The 23623-nt window shown below is 28.7% G+C and carries 17 protein-coding genes; 1 reads left to right on the forward strand and 16 read right to left on the reverse strand.

Translation table 11 applies throughout. The annotated features are described in order from the left end of the window. Window positions 1-158 precede the first annotated feature (158 nt). The 7 genes from ftsH to B3603_RS03185 all read right to left on the reverse strand — a co-directional run bounded on the left by ftsH (window position 159) and on the right by B3603_RS03185 (window position 11290). Window positions 159-2105 (reverse strand): ATP-dependent zinc metalloprotease FtsH, encoded by a 1947-nt coding sequence (gene ftsH / locus B3603_RS03155; RefSeq protein WP_291560647.1) that lies wholly within the window; start codon window positions 2103-2105, stop codon window positions 159-161. A gap of 116 nt (window positions 2106-2221) precedes the next feature. After that, complete coding sequence (gene hpt, locus B3603_RS03160; protein WP_039634395.1) at window positions 2222-2761, reverse strand: hypoxanthine phosphoribosyltransferase; 540 nt, start codon at window positions 2759-2761, stop codon at window positions 2222-2224. A gap of 7 nt (window positions 2762-2768) precedes the next feature. Beyond that, window positions 2769-4145 (reverse strand): tRNA lysidine(34) synthetase TilS, encoded by a 1377-nt coding sequence (gene tilS / locus B3603_RS03165; protein WP_291560652.1) that lies wholly within the window; start codon window positions 4143-4145, stop codon window positions 2769-2771. Window positions 4146-4313: 168 nt separating this feature from the next. Then, on the reverse strand, window positions 4314-6716 hold the full coding sequence (gene spoIIE, locus B3603_RS03170; RefSeq protein WP_291560654.1) for a stage II sporulation protein E: 2403 nt from the start codon (window positions 6714-6716) through the stop codon (window positions 4314-4316). Between the two features lie 728 nt (window positions 6717-7444). Then, window positions 7445-9160 carry a proline--tRNA ligase gene (locus B3603_RS03175; RefSeq protein WP_291560656.1) on the reverse strand — a complete coding sequence of 572 codons (1716 nt, stop codon included), beginning with the start codon at window positions 9158-9160 and terminating at the stop codon, window positions 7445-7447. A gap of 328 nt (window positions 9161-9488) precedes the next feature. Next, window positions 9489-10184: a 2-C-methyl-D-erythritol 4-phosphate cytidylyltransferase gene (ispD, locus tag B3603_RS03180; protein WP_291560657.1), complete on the reverse strand. Its 696-nt coding sequence runs from the start codon at window positions 10182-10184 to the stop codon at window positions 9489-9491. Window positions 10185-10192: 8 nt separating this feature from the next. Continuing rightward, window positions 10193-11290, reverse strand: coding sequence for a PIN/TRAM domain-containing protein (locus tag B3603_RS03185; RefSeq protein WP_291560659.1), 1098 nt, complete (start codon window positions 11288-11290; stop codon window positions 10193-10195). A gap of 329 nt (window positions 11291-11619) precedes the next feature. Here B3603_RS03185 and B3603_RS03190 point away from each other — a divergent pair, with 329 nt between their 5' ends. After that, window positions 11620-12024: a DUF1573 domain-containing protein gene (locus B3603_RS03190; RefSeq protein WP_291560661.1), complete on the forward strand. Its 405-nt coding sequence runs from the start codon at window positions 11620-11622 to the stop codon at window positions 12022-12024. Between the two features lie 35 nt (window positions 12025-12059). Here B3603_RS03190 and disA read toward each other — a convergent pair whose 3' ends face one another. The 9 genes from disA to B3603_RS03235 form a co-directional block, all read right to left on the reverse strand. Continuing rightward, window positions 12060-13124 carry a DNA integrity scanning diadenylate cyclase DisA gene (gene disA, locus B3603_RS03195; protein ID WP_291560664.1) on the reverse strand — a complete coding sequence of 355 codons (1065 nt, stop codon included), beginning with the start codon at window positions 13122-13124 and terminating at the stop codon, window positions 12060-12062. A 96-nt stretch (window positions 13125-13220) separates the two neighbouring features. Next, on the reverse strand, window positions 13221-14588 hold the full coding sequence (gene radA / locus B3603_RS03200) for a DNA repair protein RadA (RefSeq protein WP_291560666.1): 1368 nt from the start codon (window positions 14586-14588) through the stop codon (window positions 13221-13223). A gap of 438 nt (window positions 14589-15026) precedes the next feature. Continuing rightward, window positions 15027-17468: an ATP-dependent Clp protease ATP-binding subunit gene (locus B3603_RS03205; RefSeq protein ID WP_291560668.1), complete on the reverse strand. Its 2442-nt coding sequence runs from the start codon at window positions 17466-17468 to the stop codon at window positions 15027-15029. A gap of 16 nt (window positions 17469-17484) precedes the next feature. After that, window positions 17485-18513 (reverse strand): protein arginine kinase, encoded by a 1029-nt coding sequence (locus B3603_RS03210; RefSeq protein WP_291560671.1) that lies wholly within the window; start codon window positions 18511-18513, stop codon window positions 17485-17487. Window positions 18514-18533: 20 nt separating this feature from the next. Next, a complete protein-coding gene (locus tag B3603_RS03215) occupies window positions 18534-19040 on the reverse strand; it encodes a UvrB/UvrC motif-containing protein (protein WP_291560673.1) in 507 nt (168 codons plus the stop codon). Window positions 19041-19065: 25 nt separating this feature from the next. After that, window positions 19066-19524 carry a CtsR family transcriptional regulator gene (locus B3603_RS03220; RefSeq protein WP_291560675.1) on the reverse strand — a complete coding sequence of 153 codons (459 nt, stop codon included), beginning with the start codon at window positions 19522-19524 and terminating at the stop codon, window positions 19066-19068. 553 nt (window positions 19525-20077) lie between these two features. Further along, window positions 20078-20302 carry a hypothetical protein gene (locus B3603_RS03225; RefSeq protein WP_039630614.1) on the reverse strand — a complete coding sequence of 75 codons (225 nt, stop codon included), beginning with the start codon at window positions 20300-20302 and terminating at the stop codon, window positions 20078-20080. A gap of 248 nt (window positions 20303-20550) precedes the next feature. Then, window positions 20551-22290: an ABC transporter ATP-binding protein gene (locus tag B3603_RS03230; protein ID WP_291560680.1), complete on the reverse strand. Its 1740-nt coding sequence runs from the start codon at window positions 22288-22290 to the stop codon at window positions 20551-20553. A 741-nt stretch (window positions 22291-23031) separates the two neighbouring features. Further along, the coding region (locus B3603_RS03235) for a histidine phosphatase family protein (RefSeq protein ID WP_291560683.1) at window positions 23032-23623 on the reverse strand (592 nt) is incomplete at its 5' end.

Below are 23623 nucleotides of genomic sequence, written 5' to 3' on the forward strand. Positions count from 1 at the left end.
TATATCATAACTCTAAAGTTAGTCCTATAATTCTTTTGAAAAATTACGTATATTTTTTTATTTTTATATAATAATGTACGTATTTTTTATTATTCTTTATATTAGCTATGAAAAAGACAAAAGAGTGCACGAACTCATCATACACTCTTTTGTTTACACTATATTTCTTCTTTTTTTATGTCTTCAATCTTTGCTTCTTCTACTTGTAATTTAACTTCTCCTGGATTAAAACCCTCATTTAAAGTATTTTCTTCTTTTGGAGTCTCTTCTTTAATAATATCAGCAGAAATCTCTTTCAAGCCTTTTCCATCCATAATTGCGTTAAATTCTTCAGCAGTAAGCTTTTCTTTTTCAAGAAGTGCTTTAGCAACTTCGTGAAGTTTATCTTCATTTTCACTCAGTATAGTTTCAGCTCTTTTATAAGCTTCATCTACTAAAGATCTTATTTCCTTATCTATCATAGAAGCTACTTCTTCTGAAAAATCTCTTGAATGACCGATATCTCTTCCTAAGAATACTTCTCCTTGTTCTTTTCCAAAGGAAATAGGTCCTAATTTTTCACTCATACCATATTCCATAACCATTTTTTTAGCTATAGAACTGGTTCTATCTATATCGTTTTTAGCTCCTGTGCTGATTTCTTTAAGTATTAAAGCCTCTGCAACTCTTCCACCTAAAAGTCCAACCATTTCATCTTTAAGCTTAGAACGTGAAGTATATGACGTATCTTCATCTGGAAGATGTAATGTATATCCTCCCGCCATACCTCTAGGGATTATACTTATTTCATGAACAGCATAAGAATTTGGTAAGTACTTAGATACTACTGCGTGACCTGCTTCATGATATGCAGTTAATCTCTTATCCTTTTCGCTTATAACTCTAGATTTTTTTTCTGGTCCAGCTATAACTCTTGTAATTGCCTCTTCAAGTATATCCATAGTTATAACTTTCTTTTTACCTCTAACAGTTAATAATGCTGCTTCATTCATTAAGTTTTCAATATCTGCTCCAGTAAATCCTGGAGTTCTCTTTGCTAATATTTCTAGCTTAACATCTGGTCCTAATGGCTTATTTCTTGAGTGAACTTTTAATATTTCTTCTCTCCCCTTAACGTCAGGTGCTCCAACAACTATTTGTCTATCAAATCTACCTGGCCTTAAAAGTGCAGGGTCCAGTATATCAGGTCTATTTGTAGCAGCTACCATGATAATTCCTTCATTTACTCCGAAACCATCCATTTCAACAAGTAATTGGTTAAGAGTTTGTTCTCTTTCATCATGACCTCCGCCAAGTCCTGCTCCTCTTTGTCTACCTACAGCATCAATCTCATCTATAAATATAATACATGGAGAGTTTTTCTTCGCTTGCTCAAATAAATCTCTTACTCTTGAAGCTCCCACTCCCACGAACATTTCAACGAAGTCAGAACCAGAAATGCTAAAGAATGGTACTCCTGCCTCTCCAGCTACAGCTTTTGCAAGTAATGTTTTACCTGTTCCTGGAGGTCCTACCAAAAGAACTCCTTTAGGTATTCTTGCACCTACTTCCATATATCTCTTAGGATTTTTTAAGAAATCAACAATTTCTTCTAATTCTTCTTTTTCTTCATCTTCACCAGCTACATCTTTAAATGTAACTTTCTTTTTATCTGGTGTAGCCATTTTGGCTCTACTCTTACCAAAATTCATAACTCCACGGTTTCCACCGCCACCTCCACCAGACTGTTGCATAAACATTCCCCAAAATGCTACAAGCATTATTATAATTAAGAATGTTGGAAGCATTTGAATCCAAAATGGAATACTTGTTGGTGGTGTAAAATCAACCACTGCAGTTTTATTTGGATTTTCTTTTCTTAAATCTTTAAAGTCATCTCTTGGTAAAGCTGTATGATATTGTGTTCCATCATCTAATTCCCCTACTATTGTTACATTATCTTCACCCATAGTAGCGGTTTTAACTTTATCTTCTTTCCAATATTTTTCAAATTTATCAGCACTAATCCTAGCTACATTTCCACCATCTTTAAATAGTGTTAATGCCGAAAAGATTACAAGAAATAAAACTAACAACCAGGCCGTTGCACTTGAAAATTTTTTCACTAAAGGCCCCCCTCTCTTTCTAGTTATGATTTTCTAAAATTCTAACATATGAAATATTATATCATAAAGAATATAATATTAAATCTTATTGTGAATAATAACTCATTATAATTATTCTACTTTTTATATACACTTTCCTTTAAAATAGCTACATATGGTAAATTTCTGTATTTTTCAGCATAATCTAATCCATATCCAACTAAAAAATAATCTGGAACGTCAAATCCTAAGTATTTAACTTCCATTTCTTCTTTTCTTCTATCAGGTTTATTTAATAAACATGCTATTTCAAGACTTTCAGGATTTCTAGCACCTAAGTATTTCATTAAATATTTTAATGTAATTCCTGAGTCAATTATATCCTCAACTATTAATACATGTTTTCCTTTAACCTCAAAATCTAGATCTTTCAGTATTTTAACTATACCTGAGCTTTCTGATGAAGCTCCATAGCTAGATACTGCCATAAAATCCATCATACAAGGTATTTTTATTTCTTTTAAAAGATCTGACATAAATATTACAGAACCTTTTAATATTCCTAGCACTAATAAATCTTTCCCTTTATAGTCTTCACTTATTCTAGTTGCTAATTCTTTTACTTTTTCTTTAATTTGCTCTTCTGTTAACAATACTTCCTTTATATCATTATACATAAAATTCCTACCTTTCTATACATATCTGTAAAATTCTTTCTGTATTATTGTCAACTTTAAATTTCTCACTTATTCTATAACCTACTATCCATCCAATTTCATTTCCAAAGCAAATCAATGGAATAATATCTCTTTCATGCCTAGGTACTTTAAGGTCAATAAATAAATCCTTCAGCTTCTTACTTCCCCTCATCCCCAGAGATGTAAATCTATCTCCATCTTTTCTATATCTTAATATTATATTGTCTTTAACTTTATCAAAATCAAAATACTTTATCATATCAGAATCTTTTAGATTAACATCATTATTCTTATGAAAAATTTTAGTTATAATTTTTGTATGTAACTTTTCACAATAAAACTCATCATTAAATGGTATTACTTCATAAATATTAGTATTATAATTTTTCATTTCCTTATATATATGTATATCTTTATAAACATTATCAATCATTAAGCTATCAGGTAACATAATAGTCTTTCCAGTGTTTTGATTATAAAGCTTAATTATGTCAATAATGTGACTGTTTTCGATATTATATAAATCACCTTTAACTTGAAGAATTGCTTTTCTTAATACTCTTGTGATAATAGTTTTATGTTCCTTAAAAGCATCTTTATATATTATAACTCTATCGCCTTTTCTATAACAGTATTTTTTAAATATTTCATCAGATATTTCTTCAAGATAATCATTATCTTCCCTAATAATATTCGACATTCTATTTAAGGTATGAATTATATCTTTATTAAAATTATTTTCCATGTAAGGAATAAGCTCAAGTCTAATTTTGTTTCTAGCATAAATATTTTCAAAATTAGTTTTATCTATCGCTGCTGGAAGTTCATTTTCCTCACAATATTTTTCAATTTCCTTTCTCGTTATCTCAATAAGCGGCCTTATAAATATATTATCTCTAACCGGTCTAATCCCTACTAAGCCCTCTATACCTGCACCTCTCATCATACGCATTAATACAGTTTCTGCTTGATCATTTAAATTGTGGGCAATAGCAATTTTATTACAATTATATTTTTTCATAAGTTCATCAAAAAACTCATATCTAGCTTCTCTACCAGCTAACTCATGAGATATATTTTTTATTTTTGCTAATTGATTAATATCAACCCTTTTAAAAAAGCATAAAATTCCTAGCTCATCACAATACTTTTTGCAAAGTTCTTCATCTTTATATGCATCTTTTCCTCTTAAAAGATGATTTACATGAGCTGCATAAATGGTTATATTTAGTTTATTCTTTAAAGTATGTAAAATATGTAATAATGTTATAGAATCTGGTCCACCAGATAATGCAATTATTATTCTATCACCATCATTAATCATATTATTTTCGGCTATAGTTTTTAAAACTTTATCTTTCAACTTTTTACCACTTCCTAGAATATGATATTCATTACCTCATATTATCATATATTACCCTTTAATAAAAGAAAAATATCATTAAATATTTCTAATTTATTAAATTTAAGAGCTATAAAAAAATGAAGAAATGTAAAAATTACCCACTTTACAATTCTTCATTTTTATAATCTAACTATATAGGTTGTACACTTTTGATACCAATACAGTCATATCATCCCTAACCTTATTTTTACTTATCTTCTTCGCCTCCTCTATTATTCCTTCTGCTAAATCACCTATATTTATATCATCATTTCTTATCATATAATCTAAAATCCAATCTACTCTTCCCGAAGGTTCTACATCAAGCACACCATCACTTACCATTACCACTAAATCACCATGGGATACAGATTTTTTATGTCTTTCTATATCAGCTTTATCAAGCACACCTATTGGTAAACTTTTAGATTTTATTATATCAATGGTGTCATCAGATTTTATGAAGCTAGCAACCGCTCCTACCTTCATAAAGTCTACTTCTCCTGTATATAAATCTATGCTACTTAAATCTACTGTTGAAAATTTCTCCTCCTCACAAAATTTTAAAGTCATAATAGAATTTACTGTATTTATAGCTGTAGTTTTACTAAACCCTGCATGAGTAAATTTTTCTATTAATTCTACTGCTGCTTCACTTTCTCGTCCAGCTTGTGGCCCTGACCCCATACCATCACTAATAAGCATCATATAATTGCCATTAGCATATTTGCCAAAGCTAAAGCTATCTCCATGTATATTAAATCCTTCTTTGCTTGCCTTAGCTACATGAGTTACCACTTTAAACTTAGGTGCTTCTTCTAAAACAATAGTACACTTATTAGTTTCAGGATTTATATAACATGCATCGTCATTAATAATCATATTTTTTTCCACAGCTTCATTAATTATAGGAAGAATTTTTTTCCCATACATATCAATTGAAGCATACTCTGATGATGAGATCCTAATTATTAACCTACCTTTTTTATCTTCAATGGAAAATACATCATCATATTCTATATCATTTTTATCAAATAATTTTATTATGTCTCTTTCCATTTCTCCATCCACTTTAATGTCTTCATTAAAATCTTTCACTAATTCTTGAACAGATTGAGCCATATTGTTTATTTGACTTGCTAAAAGTTCCCTGCCTTCACTTAATCTAGTTCTCCACATTTCACTTATAATATGCTTATTTACCACATCCTCAACATTTCTTATTAATGCACCTTTTCTAAGACACTTCCTTTCTAATTCAAATGGAAATTTATTTATTTTTTTCTGCTCATTTTCTATAAGTTCAGCAAATGCACTATAAGTTACATGATGTTCTCTAGCCCAGCATATACAATTAGTATTGCAATCATTACATACTCTACTTGCTAAGTTTTCTACCAAGGCACTACTTTTACTTTGAAGTGCAAGCTTATCATTATCTACTAAATTAGTTAGTATTTTTGACATATTTGTAAGTACATCTGAAAAATTATCAAGTCTTCCTAAATACATATTTCTTATATTATTTAAATAATTTCTATCTAAACTTTGCTTTTTCTTTTCAGAATTTATCTCTGCTGATATACGTTCATATATATTATTAGGTATCATTAAAAATATACCTACTGACAAAATTCCTTCTATTATAATAAAGCTATTTGAAATTGCCATATTAGAAGTTGACATATAAACTTTAACTATAGCAAAGGTCACTAAAAATGCTAATGAAACAAATATCCTTCCAGCATCTTTAAAAGCTCCTGCTACAAGCCCACAAATTCCTAATACAGTCACATATAATAATAAATATTCATTGCTCATTCCTACAATAGCACCCATAGCTATCCCTGATGTAGCGCCTATTGCACTTCCACTTATGTAGCTAAATATTATTACTACTGCCAATGCCAATACATTTGTAAGAGAAATGTTAAATATTTTAATTCCCCAAGTTCCTGCTACAACTACTGAAAATAATAAGGACATACAAATTATTTCTTCATTACTAAATAAATGTTTTGTTTTTAATTCTTCAAAGCATGAATTACTTATATGCAGAATAAAATATATTGGGAAGATACAAAAAATATTTGTAAAGGTTGAAATCAAAGATACTGAAAAACCATATTGATTTATTAAAATGTTATAGGCAAAAACTGATATGGTAACAGTAATAGCTAGTACAGCTTTTTTTAACTTACTTTCTACAGTATCTCCTATAACCATAGAAACAAAAGTTAGTAATGGAACCAATACAAAATACATATTTATGTCTTTAACATAGCTCTGCATAGTAATATACCCTAGTAAGCTACCAAAAGCAGATAATAAAGATATTTTATTGTCTTCTTTCATTAGTATAACTAATAAAAATGCAATCCCAAATGGTGCTGTATTGTTTATAATCATTGTTCTGCTAATGAAAAAACATAAAAAAAACAATACTCCTGCTTTTATAATCAGTTTTCTACTACTTTGTTCTTCTTTAATTTGTTTTTCTTTTGTATTTTTAATTCTTTTATATGGAATTATCTCTGCACCATATTGCATTTTATAACCACCTACCCCTTAAATTTGTAAGTTAATTATAACAAAGGAGCCTGGAAATAAATGTCATTTAATGGAATGAAGTTATAAAATCTTTATGACATCAAACTGTATATTTTTACCATTTTATAGCAAGAAGTTTTTCCCTCTGCACAGTTACCATTTTATACCATAATCTACTATTTTCAAAGTATTACTATATTTTTTTATCCACAATTCTTATATTTTTTATTTTTCAATATGTTGATAACTTTTATAGTTAAAGTTGTCGTTATGGATAACTTTATAATAAAATTTGAAAGAATTTTTATTATAATAAATGGAATATTTTATTGAATTGATAATATAGTGCTGATAATTATGTTATTGAATTATTTGAATTTCTACCTTATATAATTGAGAATGGGGAATTATTAGAACTTCTCTTATAAAAGAGAAGTTCTAAATTTATTTCTTTTCAAAGTGACGCAGTCACTTTTATTGAAAAATCTATTTGAAGAAATTAATTTGTAAGAATTAATCTCCACCACAATTGTCAATTTTCCATTGATTAAGTTCCCCAGAGGTGAGAAGCTAGCAATACATTGCTAGAAAAAATTAGTTTAAGAAATCAATTTATAAAGAATTAATTTCAATCATAATTATAAAATTTGCGTTATGAATTGTGAATCAAGATAAACACAACATTTATTTTCATATATATATCAGTTCTAATATTATATATCTATACATTATTTTATAGTAAGTTTATTATATTCAAATTCTCTCTTAACTCTTTCAATAACATTTTCTAATTCAATTAATTCAAGATCTTCTTTAGTTCTAAGTTTAAACTCTACAAGTCCTTCTGATATCTTTTTACCCACAGTTATTCTCATAGGTATTCCTATAAGTTCAGAATCCTTAAACTTAACTCCTACCCTTTCATTTCTATCATCTAGAAGAACATTAGCTCCTAGAGATTTTAATTCCTTATATAATGTCTCTGCTGCTTCAACCTGCGCTGAATCCTTTATTACCGCTGGAACAATAACTACATGGTATGGAGCAATTTCTAGTGGCCATGTTATACCATTTTCATCATGATGCTGTTCTATGATAGCTGCCATTGTTCTATTTATACCTATACCATAACATCCCATAATCAATGGCTTATTTTTACCTTCTTCATCTATAAAATTAGCACCCATAGCATCTGAATATTTAGTTCCTAATTTAAATATATGACCTACCTCAACACCTCTAGCAATAGTAATATCTCCACCACATTTTGGACATTTATCCTCATTAGTAACTTTTCTAAAGTCTCCTACTATCCCTTCAAAATCTCTTCCATAATTAACATTTTTAAGATGATATTCTGTTTCATTAGCTCCAACTACAAAATTGTACATTTTACTAACTTCTTCATCTATAAATAGCATATCAACCTTTATTCCAATAGGTCCAGCAAATCCAATTTCAGCATTTGTTGACTTATTAACAGTTTCACTATCAGCTAATGAAAATTCTAATACTCCACCTAGTGCATTTATAACTTTTGTGTCGTTAATTTCTCTATCTCCTCTTACCATAACAGCAACTACTTTATCATCAGCCTTATAAATTATAGTTTTAGCTAATTTCTTCTTTTCTATATTTAAAAATTCTACTAGCTCGTCTATAGTTTTTGAGTGTGGTGTATAAATTTTTTCAATCTCATTTAATTCTTCTTTTTCTTGCATTTCAGCTAAAGCTGATGCTTTTTCCATGTTAGCACCATACTTACAACAGTTACAAAAAACTATCTCATCTTCTCCCACTTCAGATTTAACCATAAACTCAGCAGAACCTGAACCACCCATAGCACCAGAATCCGCTTCTACAGGACTGAAATCTAATCCACATCTTGTAAATATGTTATGATAAGCATGATACATTTTTTCATAAGCTATATCTAATCCTTCATTATTTTTATCAAAAGAGTATGCATCTTTCATTATAAACTCTCTAGATCTCATAACTCCAAATCTTGGTCTTCTTTCATCTCTATATTTAGTCTGAATTTGATATAAATTTAAAGGTAATTGTTTATAAGATTTTATTTCATTCCTTGCAAACTCAGTAAATACCTCTTCATGTGTTGGTCCTAAGCAGAATTCTCTTTCATTTCTATCTTTTAGTTTAAACATTTCAGGTCCAAAAATATCCCATCTGCCTGATTCTTTCCAAAGTTCAGAAGGAAGTAGTGCTGAAGCTAAAAACTCTTGTGCACCAGTTTTATTCATTTCTTCTCTTACTATATCTTCTATATTTTTTAAAACTTTAAGTCCTATAGGCATATAATTGTACACACCTGAAGCTAATTTTCTTATCATTCCAGCTCTAAGCATTAACTGATGGCTTAAAATTTCTGCTTCTGCTGGAACTTCTCTTAATGTTCCTAAAAACATATTTGATAATCTCATTGTAAATCACTCCTTAATATCAACATATTTATTATCATAAAGGTTTAAAATAATTTTAGACACAAAAAAACTCACCCTAGTTTTAGGGCGAGTTAATATCGCGGTACCACCTAAATTTGTACTCTCTTTTGATAACGGTATACTTACCGGTAGTTTTGCTACTGCTCAGAAGTAGGTTCAAAATTGGTAAAAATCTTTCAGCCATGGATTTTCTCTCTGTATGTTAATTTCTACTAGTCTTCCTCATCACAACTTAAATATTAAATTATATTTACAAGAAAATACTATACAATTTAAAATTTATACTGTCAAGAGGATATAAATATATTTATGGCATTATTAGATTTTCCAGAATTTTTTCTCCTATAATTAAATCCTCTGTAGTAGTAATTTTTATATTATTATAGTTCCCTTCATATAAATAAACTTTATATCCATATTGCTCTACTACCATGGTATCATCTGTAACTGATATATTGTCTTTGTTTACTTTCTTATGACAATTTAAGATGATATCATATTTAAAGCTTTGAGGGGTTTGGACTGCAAAAAGAGTCTCCCTATCTGGAGTGTTTATAGAAAAACCATATTCATTTTTAACTTTAATTGTGTCTTTAGGTTTAACTCCGCATGCAACAGCTCCATATTTTTCTGCATACATAATACCAGTATTTATAATATTATTATCAACAAAAGGCCTTGCACCATCATGAATTATTACTATATCACAATTTTTTATAGCTAATAGTCCATTTAATACAGAATGTTGCCTTTCTTTTCCACCAGAAACTATGGAAGTAACTTTCTCAAACCTATATTTTTCTATAATTTCTTTTCTGCAATACTCTATTTCATCTTTGGCAGCTACTAAAATAATTTCATCAATTAAATTACAATTCGAAAAAGCTTTTAGAGTATAATATAAAATAGGCTTTTCTTTCATTTCAAGAAACTGCTTATTTTTATTTGCCCCCATTCTTTTGCCTTTTCCCGCTGCCAATATCACGGCTACGTTTTTATTCATATATCCTCCTAAAGCATTTCTTTAGCTTTAGCAAAAATCATTCTACCTGCAGCAGTTTGAAGCACTGATGTTACAACTACTAATATAGTTTCTCCTATATAACTTCTACCTTCTTCAACAACTATCATTGTACCATCATCAAGGTATGCAAGACCTTGACCTGACTCCTTACCATCTTTAACAATTTGAATCTTCATTTCTTCTCCTGGAAGAACTACAGGCTTTATTGCATTAGCAAGTTCATTGATATTTAATACAGAAACTCCTTGAAATTCAGCTACTTTATTAAGATTATAATCATTAGTTATAACCTTACCATTTAAAAGCTGTGCAAGTTTTAGTAACTTAATATCAACCTCTGGTATCTCAGGGAAATCTCCCTCCCATATTTCAACTTTTATACTTAATTCTTTTTGTATTTTATTTAATATATCAAGTCCTCTTCTTCCCCTATTTCTTTTAAGTCCATCTCCTGAATCAGCTATATGTCTTAATTCATTTAAGACAAAGTTAGGTATTACTAGTACACCTTCAATGAACCCCGTTTGGCAAAGATCAAATATTCTTCCATCAATAATAACAGAAGTATCTAATACCTTTGCACTTCCTTTTGGTATGTTTTTATGTTTAGCCTCTTTATTTGGTGATATTCTTTTTAAATTGGAAAGTAGTGATAAAATATCTTCTTTTTTTCTAACTGCGACATCTGCTGATACTACGACAATTACTAAAGTTACTATAATCGATATAATTGTGTAAATCACTGATGTACTTTTAATTAAACTTGAAAGCAGTACGGATACTATTAATCCTAAAACCGCTCCAATTGCTCCTAATAACATGTCTGCTGTAGGTACTTTTTGTAAACTCTTCTCTGTGTAATCTATAGCTCTCATTATAAGCTTAGTAACATATGAGGATAAGAAATAAAATAAAACTAAGAATGCTAAAACACAAAATATAATAAATAAAATTCCTTTTAATGGCGAGTTATTAAGTATGCCAAGGCCTACTATAAATTCTGTTCGACTAATCCAAGTTCCTATTATATATCCTAAGCTTCCTCCTGCAATAGTAATAAGAGCTCTTAATATATTTTTCAACAAGAGATTCACCTCCCTATTTGATTATTGACAAATTATTAAAATACTATCCTATTTATAATAATATATATTATGAACAAATTTATTGCAATAAGTTATCACATTCTTAATAAAATATTAATTGAAAACCTTTAATTCTTATGATATTTTAATCTTTATGTTATATAGGTCAAAATAATATTATAACTATCCCCCTATCATTTGTTATAACAATGATATATTATATAAACATAAGTTAGATTTGGAAGTAAGAATAAATCTTATATATTATATCAATAAATGCTATTTAATTTAAACATGTACCTTAAAATTTTTATAAGGAGTTGAAAGTAATGAAGGATCTTATTTTCGATGAATTTCAAAATTCTGTTGATGAATGTTTATTAAGACATAAAAGTATATTAGATATTATGTCAAAGCTTCAAGAGTCTGAGGCTAGAGTTAATAGAGCTTTAATAAAATCTGTAACTAGTTGTGGTTGTTTAAAAGTAGATGCTGAAAAACAACATATTCCTCACAATATAGATAATTTAGATTTAGAGGATTTAGATCATTGTTTTGATACTCACCTTAAAGGTAATATTTGTAACTCTTGTCGAGAAATATTAGAAAAAGAGCTAGGAAATCATTTTTTCTATATAGCTTCAGTTTGCAATTCTCTTGATTTAAATCTTTATGATATATTTTTAAAAGAATATAAAAATATTAACGCTTTAGGAAAATACACATTAAAGTAGTACATTGTATAGCACAAAACATTTAAGATTTTGTGCTATATTTCATTATGGAATGAATATTGTTCTTTCAATTTTTCAATTCCATTTTTTATAGCCTTTGCTCTAGCTTCCCCTATACCCTCTACAGCATCAAGTTCTTCAAAAGAAGCACTCTCAACAAATCTTAATTGTTTAAAATGACTAATCAAATTTTCTATAACAGAAGTAGGTATTCTATAAATTTTATTTAAAATTCTATATCCTTTTGTGAATACTAAAGTATCTAATAATGAACTAGAAGGATATCCTAGTAATTTAGATATATTGTTTAGGTCTAATAATTCATCTTTGGATAATTTCTGTATATTTCTGTAAATAGTATTTATATTAGCTTCTTCTTTAGAATAATCTCTAATTAAATACATTCCGTCCTCTTCAATATTTTTGATTAGTTCTTTAAGTTGCATTTCTATTAATCTACCTTCATTGCCTAATTCGCATATATATACTTCAATCTCATATACAATCCTCATAATCATTTCTACTCTTTGAATAGCAGTAGATACATCTAGTAAGCTAACAGAATCATGAAGTTCTAATCTATTTAAATTATTAATAATCTTTTCAAAGACAGAAACATACTTTTCAAGGGTATTTAGTGCTTGATTTGCCTTAGCTAAAACTTCACCACTATCTCTTACTATATACTTAATATCATCTTTATAAACAGTTATTAGATTTTTCCTTTGAGAAATAGCCACCACCATTGAACCTGTCTGTTTCGCAATTCTTTGAGCTGTTCTATGCCTAGTACCTGTTTCAAGTGTATGTATGGATGAATTTGGTATAAGCTGAGTGTTAGCATATAATATCTTTTTTAAATCACTACTAATAATAATAGCACCATCCATCTTAGCAAGTTCGTATATATAAGCTGGAGTATACTCTGAATAAATACTAAAACCACCATCAATTAGACCTAAAATCTCATCACTATCACTTAATACTATAAGACCACCAGTTTTAGCGTATAAAATATTATCTAAACCTTCTCTAAGTAGTGTACCTGGTGACAATATTTTAAGTATATTAATCAATTCCTTCTGTTTTTCTTCCTTCATCTTCTCCGTTATATAAACTACTTTAAAGAAATAATAACGGTATTCACTTCCTTTCACATGTATTTTTTTATGTTTACTATAATTTAGATATCTATATTAAAAAACCTTATTAATTACTTCTCTAACATTTGATATTCCTATTATATTTATCTTCTTATTTTCTATTTTTTCTTTATTCCTTAATGGCATAATTATGTTTTTAAATCCCATTTTTATGCCCTCATTTACTAGTTTATCTATATGTGATATAGGACGAACCTCTCCTGTTAAACCTACTTCTCCTATAAATAATGGTCTTTCAAGTTTAACTTCTTTTCCTTTAGCACTAGACATAAGGGCTACTGCAAGACCTAGATCTCCAAAGGTCCCTTCTATATTTAATCCTCCTACTACATTTATATAAACATCACTACTATAAAAAGGAATTCTTAATTTTTTCTCTAGAACTGCTAATATAAGACTCATTCTTGAGTTGTCTACTCCTACTGCAGTTCTTCTAGGCATAACAGCTTTAGTTTCACTTACTAATGCTTGTATTTCTACAAGTAATGGTCTTGTTCCTTCAATAGTTCCTATTACCACTGACCCTTCTTGCTCAAAAGAAGTCTCTTGTAAAAATACGCTCGAAGCATCTAAAATTTCCTCAAGTCCACTTTGCCTCATTTCAAAGACACCAATTTCACTAGTTGTTCCAAAACGATTTTTTATAGTTCTTAGTATCCTAAATTCTTGAGTTCTTTCCCCTTCAAAATATAAAACTGTATCTACCATGTGTTCTAAAACTCTAGGACCTGCAAGCTCTCCTTGCTTTGTAACATGAGCAACTATAAATAGGGGTATTCCCTTAGTTTTACCTATTCTCATAAGTTCATTAGTACATTCTCTAACCTGTGAAACGCTTCCTGGTGCAGAACTTATTTCATTTTTATATAAGGTTTGTATGGAATCAATTATTACAAATACAGGCTCCAATTCTAGAACATGATTTTCTATAGTTGTAATATTAGTTTCAGATACAATATATAAATTATCACTTATAGAATTTAATCTCTCAGCCCTCATCTTTATTTGTTCTTCTGACTCTTCCCCTGATACATAAAGGACTCTTCCATATTTATCAGAAATATTTTTAGCGCTTTGAAGTAATATTGTAGATTTTCCTATTCCTGGATCACCAGATATTAAGGTTAAAGACCCCTTAACTAATCCTCCACCTAATACCCTATTGAGTTCAGTAATTCCAGTATTATATCTTTCATATTGACTAGACTTAATATCCTTTATATTCTGAGGTTTATTATTACCACTTATAGTAACTGCTCTATTAAATACTTGTGGTTGTGATGAAACCTTAACCTCTTCTGACATGGTATTCCAGTTATTACAGCTAGGACACTTTCCTATCCATTTAGGTGATTCATATCCACATTGATTACAAATATATATATTTTTAACCTTAGCCATTAATTTGTCCTCCAAAAATATTATGCAAATCTTTTATTAGACCTCTGAAATAAAATAACCAGCACACTTACTAGTCATTTATTTAAAAATGCCTTATATAAGATTTTAACTTATTTTTTATATATTATACAAATTTTTTTCAATTCACAATACACAATTAAGAAGGAAATTAATTTAAATCAAACTAGTTTCTTGAGATACCTTTCTTTAATAAAAGTAACTGTGTCACTTTAAAAATAAATTAATTCTAAATTTCTCAGCAGGACTGAGAAATGTCTAAAATTGTGGATTTTGCATTGTGAATTGTGAATTTAATAGTTCTAATTATAATACTAAAAAGCATCGACTATTTTCACATATATATTAATTTTAGAACTTGTATATAAACTGTTCTAATTTTCCAAAACCCTGTGTTTAAAAGACACAGGGTTTTAAATATTACTGCTTATTAAATTTTAGTTCATTTTCCTCTACGGTTACTATTAAACTATCTCCCTGTTTTACATTGCCTCTTAATATTTCTTCTGATAGTTTATCTTCTACAGTTTTAGTTATAGCTCTTCTAAGTGGCCTTGCACCATAGGTTGGATCAAATCCTTCTTTTGCAAGATATTTCTTAGATTCTTCATCAAACTTAATATTTATTTCCTTTTCTTTTAATCTTTCGGAAACGGAGTTTAGCATTAATCCTACTATTTCTAATAGATCTTTTTCTGCTAAAGAATGGAATACTATGATGTCATCTATTCTATTTAAAAATTCTGGTCTAAAACTGCGTTTTAATTCTTCCATTATATTTTCTTTCATCTTCTCATGTTCATTATTTGCTTCATTAGTACTTTGTGAAAAACCTATAGTTTTTTGTTTTCTAATAGTTGAAGCACCTGCATTAGAAGTCATTATTACAATTGTATTTTTAAAGTCGACAGTTTTTCCTTTTCCGTCTGTAAGCCTTCCATCTTCTAATATTTGAAGTAATATATTAAACACATCAGGATGAGCTTTTTCTATCTCATCAAATAATACTACTGAATAAGGATGTCTTCTAATTCTTTCTGTTAGTTGACCACCATCATCAAAACCTACATATCCTGGAGGCGCACCTATAAGTTTAGATACTGTATGTCTTTCCATATACTCAGACATATCTACTCTAATTATACTATTTTCATCGCCAAACATAGCTTCTGCTAATGCTTTTGAAAGTTCTGTCTTACCTACTCCTGTTGGTCCTAGGAATATAAATGAACCTATTGGTCTCTTTGGATCTTTTAGTCCTACTCTTGCTCTTCTAACTGCCCTCGCAATAGATTCTACTGCTTCTTCTTGTCCTATAACCCTTTTATGAAGTATCTCTTCAAGCTTTAATAATCTCTCAGCTTCACTTTCAGTAAGCTTTTCTATTGGTATATTGGTCCATTTAGAAATTACATTTGCAATATGCTTTTCATCTACTACTGCATCTGCCTCACTATTTTGAGATACCCAGTTCTTTTTAGAAGCCTCTAATTTGTCTTTTAATTCTTTTTCCTTATCCCTTAAAGTTGCTGCTTTTTCAAAATCTTGCATTGTTATTGCATCAGCCTTTTCTTTTATAACCACTTCAAGGTCATTTTCTAATTCTTTTAAATCCTTTGGCGCTGTTAAATTTTGAATTCTTACCTTTGAACCAGCTTCATCAATTAGATCTATAGCTTTATCTGGTAAATATCTATCAGTTATATACCTATCTGAAAGATTTACTGCTGCTAATATAGCATCATCAGTAATTTTCACTCTGTGATGTGCTTCATATTTATCTCTTAATCCTTTTAATATTTCTATTGCTTCCTCTTTAGTAGGTTCTTCTACTGTAACAGGTTGGAATCTTCTCTNNAATCTTCTCTCTAGAGCAGCATCTTTTTCTATATATTTTCTATATTCATCTAAAGTTGTTGCACCTATACATTGTATCTCACCTCTACCAAGTGCAGGCTTTAATATGTTTGAAGCATCAATAGCACCTTCTGCACCGCCAGCACCAACTATAGTGTGAATTTCATCAATAAATAAAATCACATCTCCAGCTTTTGAAATTTCATCCATTACACTTTTAAGTCTTTCTTCGAATTCACCTCTATATTTTGAACCTGCTACCATAGAAGATAGGTCTAGAGTTACAACTCTTTTATCTTTTAACAACTCTGGAATGTTGCCTGTTGCAATTTTTTGTGCTAATCCCTCTGCTATAGCTGTTTTACCTACACCGGGATCTCCTATTAAGCAAGGATTATTTTTAATTCTTCTACACAATATCTCCAAAACTCTTTCTGTTTCTTTATCTCTTCCTATAACAGGATCTATTTTCCCTTCTTTTGCAAGCTCAGTTAGATCTTTCCCATATTTTTCTAATGTAGGAGTACTACTTTTTCCTTTCTTTGGGCTACTGCCTTGCTGAGTTTCATCTCCTGCAATATTATTTATAATTTCATTTCTTATCTTAGAAAAATCTACTCCTAAGTTGCCTAGTATTGTATAAGCAACTCCTTCTGGTTCCCTAATTAATGCTAACAATATATGCTCAGGTGATATATAATTTTGATTTAAGCCTCTCGCTTCTATTAAACTTAATTCAAATAATCTTTTAGTTCTAGGTGTTAGTGCAATTTCATTTTTAGGCATTTCTATATCTCCAGCACCTATATATTTATTCACTAACTCTTTAACTGTACTATAATCTACTCCTGCATTTTTTAATATACTAGCAGCTATACTATCTTCTTCTTTTAAGATTCCAAGAATAACGTGTTCTGTTCCTACATAACCATGTTTAAAGTTTTGTGATTCTTCATGGGCATACATAAGAATATTTCTTGCTCTCTCTGTAAATCTATTAAACATATAAAACACCTCTCTATTATAGATTTTGTAGTTTGTTCCTAACTATTTGAGCTCTATTTAGATCTCTTTCTCTTTTATCTAAAGCGGAATTGGCGTTAAGCTGAAGCGTTGCTACCCCTGTTTCCACCATAAGTTCATTTAATATTACTTTGTCTATATGATTTATTATTCCCATTTCTACTCCAAATCTAACATTAGATAACAAATTCATACATTCTTTAGAATCTAATAAAACTGCTGACTTTAATATCCCTAAAGATCTCATTATTTTATCTTCTAATTCATATTCATATTGAGATTTTAATTTTTCCCTAGCTAACTTTTCTTTTTCAATAATTTGATAAACCATGGCATTTAATCCATTTATTATTTCCTCTTCACTAGGTCCTAATGTTATTTGATTAGATATTTGGAATATATTTCCATAACCTTTTGAGCCTTCACCATATAATCCTCTTATAGTCATTCCTATTTTACTTACAGCATTAAAAACATTTTCTATCTCTTTAGTTTCATGTAATGCAGGAAGATGAAGCATAACTGAAGCTCTTAAACCTGTACCTGCATTTGTAGGACATGCTGTTAAATAGCCTAAATCAGAGTCAAAAACAAATTCTAATTTTTCCTCTAAAAGATTATCTATCTTATCAACTTCTTCATAAGCTTTTTTTAAATTAAATCCTCCTACTATATATTGCATTCTTAAATGATCTTCTTCATTTATCATAATACTTATAATTTCATCCTTATCTAATATAAAGGCAGATATATCCTTACTAGCAATTAAATTATCACTTATAATATGCTTCTCAAAATAAGAGTTTATCTCCATTGCATCTATACTATCCATATTTATGGTCTTAAAGTTTTCATTTATATAGGAAGAAGTATAAAAGGCAGATTCAACCCTTTTGATTATTTCTATTGCCTTATCTTTTGAAAGTTTATTAGGAAAAGGATATCCTTTTATATTTCTAGCTAACCTTATCCTACTGCTTAGTACAATATCGTCATTTGCACTATGAGCTTTAATCCAATTTTCCATAACTATACCTCCTAGATTTATTAACTTAAATCCCTAATTTTGTCTCTAAGCTCTGCTGCTTTTTCATATTCTTCAAGGGCAATAGCTTTTTGAAGTTCTTCCTTAAGCCTTATAAGCTCTTTTTTCTTAAGTATTTCTCCACCAGATTTTACTGGTATCTTTCCATTGTGCTCTGTACTTACTTGTACTCTTTTAACTATTGGTATTATAGTTGTTTTAAATGTTGAATAACAATTACCGCAACCTAGTAATCCTGTTTCTTTAAATCCTCTATAAGTTGTACCACACTCTTTACAAACTACTTCGCTAGGAAGTTTACTTTCAGTTGTAGTATTCATATAGTCCATGAATCCACTTAATATGTTTTGAAATGAAAAACTTGGAGAAAAATCCATATCTTGAAGCATACTCATAGTATTATTTTCTTTAGCACAGACTTCACACAGATGTTCTTCTTCCTTTACCCCATTTACTATTTTAGTTATATGGAAATTAGCTTCATTTTTTTTACATTTTTCACAAAGCATAATATCACTACTCCTTTTAAATTCATTAATTTAATATATTAAATATTACTGCTCTTAAAATATCTGCTCTTAACTTATTCTTCATATCTCCTGCATAACTTAATGTTCTATCATTAAGTGCAGTTTTAATAATATTTTCTTCTCTTTCATTAATAATTCCCGAATCCTTAAGACCTCTTAGTATTCTTAGACTATTATCATAGGTTATATTATTTCCTATCGCTTCATCAATAGCCTCAAGTAAGCTACTATGATATTTGTATTCAATTCTAGTAATCCGTATATAACCTCCACCGCCTCTTCTGCTTTCTATATAATAACCTTTATCTTTTGTAAATCTTGTAGTTAATACATAATTTATTTGTGACGGTGCACAACTAAAGTAATTAGCTAGCTCATTACGTTGAATTTCAACTTCATTGTTTTGAGTTTCTTCTATCATATCTTTAATAAAATCTTCAATTATGTCTGATAATCTTGCCATAATCATTACCTCTTCCAAAGTTTTACTTTACTTTGACTTTCTTTGACCTTAATTAAATATTATAACTTTATATCCTATTATTCAACTAATATTTTTCTATTTTATTAATTAATTTATTCTTATAAAGTAGATTAATGGAAAATAAATTAACATTGCTTATTTTTTCTCTTAAATTCTCATTTTTTCTTTATATCTTGAAAATTTGTTAGATATATTACTTATTTTTACTCTAATTTACTAAAGGAATGCCATCAGTTTTTCTCACCATATTTTAAATATACTGAAATACTATTGAGAAATATTATTAAATATGATATCAATACGATTTTTCTAAACATATATTGACCCTCTATACCTGTTGTTTAAAGTTAATAGTTCTGTATAAACTTGATTATTCCTTTATGGAAAATATGTTTTTAACACTTTTAATATTTGAATGTTTCTGTAAAATATGTCCATTCTTTTTATCAATTTTACATCCCAACTTCATTTTTATATAACAATTATCTTCTTAATATGTTTTATTAGTTAATATAAACAAGGTACTTTTCCACTATTGGAAAAGTACCTTGTTTATATATTTTCTATCTTTGTATAGAGCTGATATACCCTCTTCATAATCATAATAATTAATTATTATACATTTTTCATCATAACATCTTATATGCATACTTTCTTCTGTTTTAAGTTCCACATCAATTATCACAGTTTCTTTTTCATAAGAAAAATTCTTTACTTCATTTATTAGTTCGCATATATTACTTTTGTTTTTTATCATATTATTCCTCTCCCATCTTCAATAATTTCCATATTTTTCATGTTAATTATATTCTATGGCTTTTGTTTATTTCCTTTATTTTACATATATTTTTCTTGTATAAAATTGTTACAATTTTCCTCAAATATTTTATATAAGGCGTTGGATTCTGCCCATAGTGCTACTATGGGCAGATTCTATGAGCTTAGTATGTTGGAAAATAGGCTAACATACTTGGCTATTATTTTCTTAAAGATGCCTTATATTATTTAACATTCCATATCATCTGGTATAAAACCTCTAAATTGAGCGTTATAAAGCTTTGAGTAAATTCCATTATTTAGTATAAGCTCTTCATGATTACCTTGCTCAACTATACCTTTATTAGTTAAAACAACAATTTCATCTGCATTTTTAATAGTAGAAAGCCTATGTGCAACCACTATTGTTGTTCTTCCTTTAGACAGATCTTCAAGGGATTTTTGAATTATAATCTCTGAAGCATTATCTAGGGCTGAAGTAGCTTCATCCAATATTAATATTGGAGGATTCTTTAAGAATACTCTAGCTATAGATATTCTTTGCTTTTGTCCACCTGAAAGCTTTACTCCTCGTTCCCCTACATAGGTATCATAACCTTCTGGAAGTGAAGATATAAAATCATGTATGTTAGCATTTTTAGCTGCTTTTATAACATCTCCATCACTAGCCTCTGGCCTTCCATAAAGAATATTTTCCTTTATTGTTCCTGTAAATAAGAATACATCTTGTTGAACTATACCTATATTTCTTCTTAAAGATTTTAATGTTATATCCTTAATATCCATACCATCAACGGTTATACTACCATCACTTAATTCATAAAATCTAGGTATTAAATGACATATTGTAGTTTTGCCTCCACCGGATGGTCCTACTAAAGCTAAAGTTTTGCCTTTTTCAATCTTTAAATTCAAATTAGATATAATTTCTGTGTCCTCATCATACTTAAAGCATGCATTTTTAAACTCTATATCACCTTTTACATCCTTAAGTTCTGCTGCATTTGGACTATCTACTATATCAGGCTCAGTTTCCATTATTTCTAAAAATCTTTTAAATCCTGACATACCACTTTGATATTGTTCAACAAAAGCGGTTAACCTTCTTACTGGTTGCATAAAATATGTTATATATAAAAGATATGCTACAAGTTCTGTTGGAGTTATATATTTCTTGTAAGCAAAATATCCTCCAAATCCAATGACAACTACATTTAACATATCTACCATAAATCTCATACCAGACATGAATTCAGCCATATATTTATATGCATCTGACCTCGAGGTTTTAAATTCTATATTTCCCTCATCAAATTTTTCCATCTCATATTCTTCATTAGTAAAGGATTTTGCAACCCTAATACCTGAAATACTATTTTCTAATTTAGCATTTACATTACCTATTTTCTTTCTAACATCATCAAAAGCTTTTGACATCTTCATTCTTTTAGTCATAGCAAACCAAATAATAAATGGAAGACAAGCAAATATTAATAACGTTAACTTAACGTTAATTCTACAAAGAAGTATGAAAGAACCTAGAATCATTACTAATGATATAAATACGTCCTCTGGTCCATGATGTGCAAGCTCTGATATTTCCATTAGATCATTAATTATTCTAGACATTAAATGTCCAGTTTTATTATCATCAAAATAACTAAATGGTAGAGTTTGTAAATGTGAGAACACATCTTTTCTCATATCATATTGTAGCCTTACCCCCATAACATGTCCCCAGTAGTCAACTATGTAATTAGCGATTAACTTTATTACATATAGCACCGTTAGTACAATTACAAAGTTCATTATCATCCTAATATCACTATTAGGAATAGCCTTTTCTAATAATTCTTTTGTAACCATAGGAAAAGCTAAATCTAAAGCTGCTACTAAAAATGCACAAAACATATCTATTATAAATAATTTTTTGTGCCCTGCATAATAAGAAATAAATTTTTTAATCATAATCATCATCCCCCTTTACTTCAATTCCTCAAAAATTAATATAAAAAGCAATTAAATTGCATTTTAGGCATGTGAAAGAAAATAACAAGTGAAAAATGAGCTAACATATTATCTTGCTATTTTTTGAATATGCCTTAACTGATAGAAAAATAAAACTCCCCCATTATGGTTTATATAATGGGAGAATACAGAACACTCATTATTTATACATGCTTAAATTTGCTTCTAATATTTCATAATGTAACTAAGTAACCATTTAGAATTATCCTAGTTACCAAATGTCCTTTATTCTAATCCTTATTCCTTCTTTCTTAAAATATAAAGCTTTATATCCTATTAAATTGTATATTTTTAATCCCATAAATGTAAAGTCCCAAATAACTATTTAAAAACTCTAATAATGTTTACATCAAATAAAGAGTCATATCAAATAGTAGTATTACCGCAAAACCCAATTATGTTATACAGTAAGCTACTAGAATACCAATTAATTATTTTTGAAAATATTTAATTGGTATTCGAAAAATAAGCTTAAATATTATTATATCATATCTTCATAAGGATGACCGTCATATTTAAAAAATTCAGTATATTAAATTTTTTGATAAAAAAATGCCTGAATGTTTAGCCAAGCATAATTTTATTGAAATATATAAATTTTTAATACTACATAATGTAGTTCATTAAATTCCTTTATAATTTTGAATTTTATAATATTCCTGTTAGTAAATATCATAAAAATTATTGTTTATAATGAGATATATCATTTTCCATTAAAATCTTATAACTATTATCATTAAATTCTATAGATGTTAGACTCCCTTGTTGAATAAAAGGTGGATCCCATATATGTCCTATAGATTTTTTTTGTAAAGCACATAAAAATGCTTTTATTGTCATACCATGACTAACTACTAATACATTTTCATTCTTATGATTATTAACAATCTTCATTATAGCTTCATATATCCTATCTTTAAGTTCATCAAAACTCTCTCCACCTTCTGTAGGCTTGTACATTATAGGGTTATTCCAGTAATTATAACAGTTTTCTTCATCTAGAGCTTTTATACTTTCTTTATCTAGCCCCTGCCATAGTCCTAATTTTAATTCTTTTAAATCATCATCTTTAATTATCTTTATATCTCTATTTCCCTTTATTATTTTTGCTGTATTATATGCTCTTTCAGAGGAACTCGTATATATAGTATTTAAATCTAAATTTATTACTCTATCTCTAAACCATTGTGCCTGCTTAATTCCTAGCTCTGTTAAAGGAGAATCTCCCCAGCCCTGCATCCTGCCAAGTTTATTCCATTCTGTTTCTCCATGC

Origin of the sequence: Clostridium sp. UBA2485 (genome assembly GCF_002341865.1) — a bacterium.
Taxonomy (GTDB): Bacteria; Bacillota; Clostridia; order Clostridiales; family Clostridiaceae; genus Clostridium_J.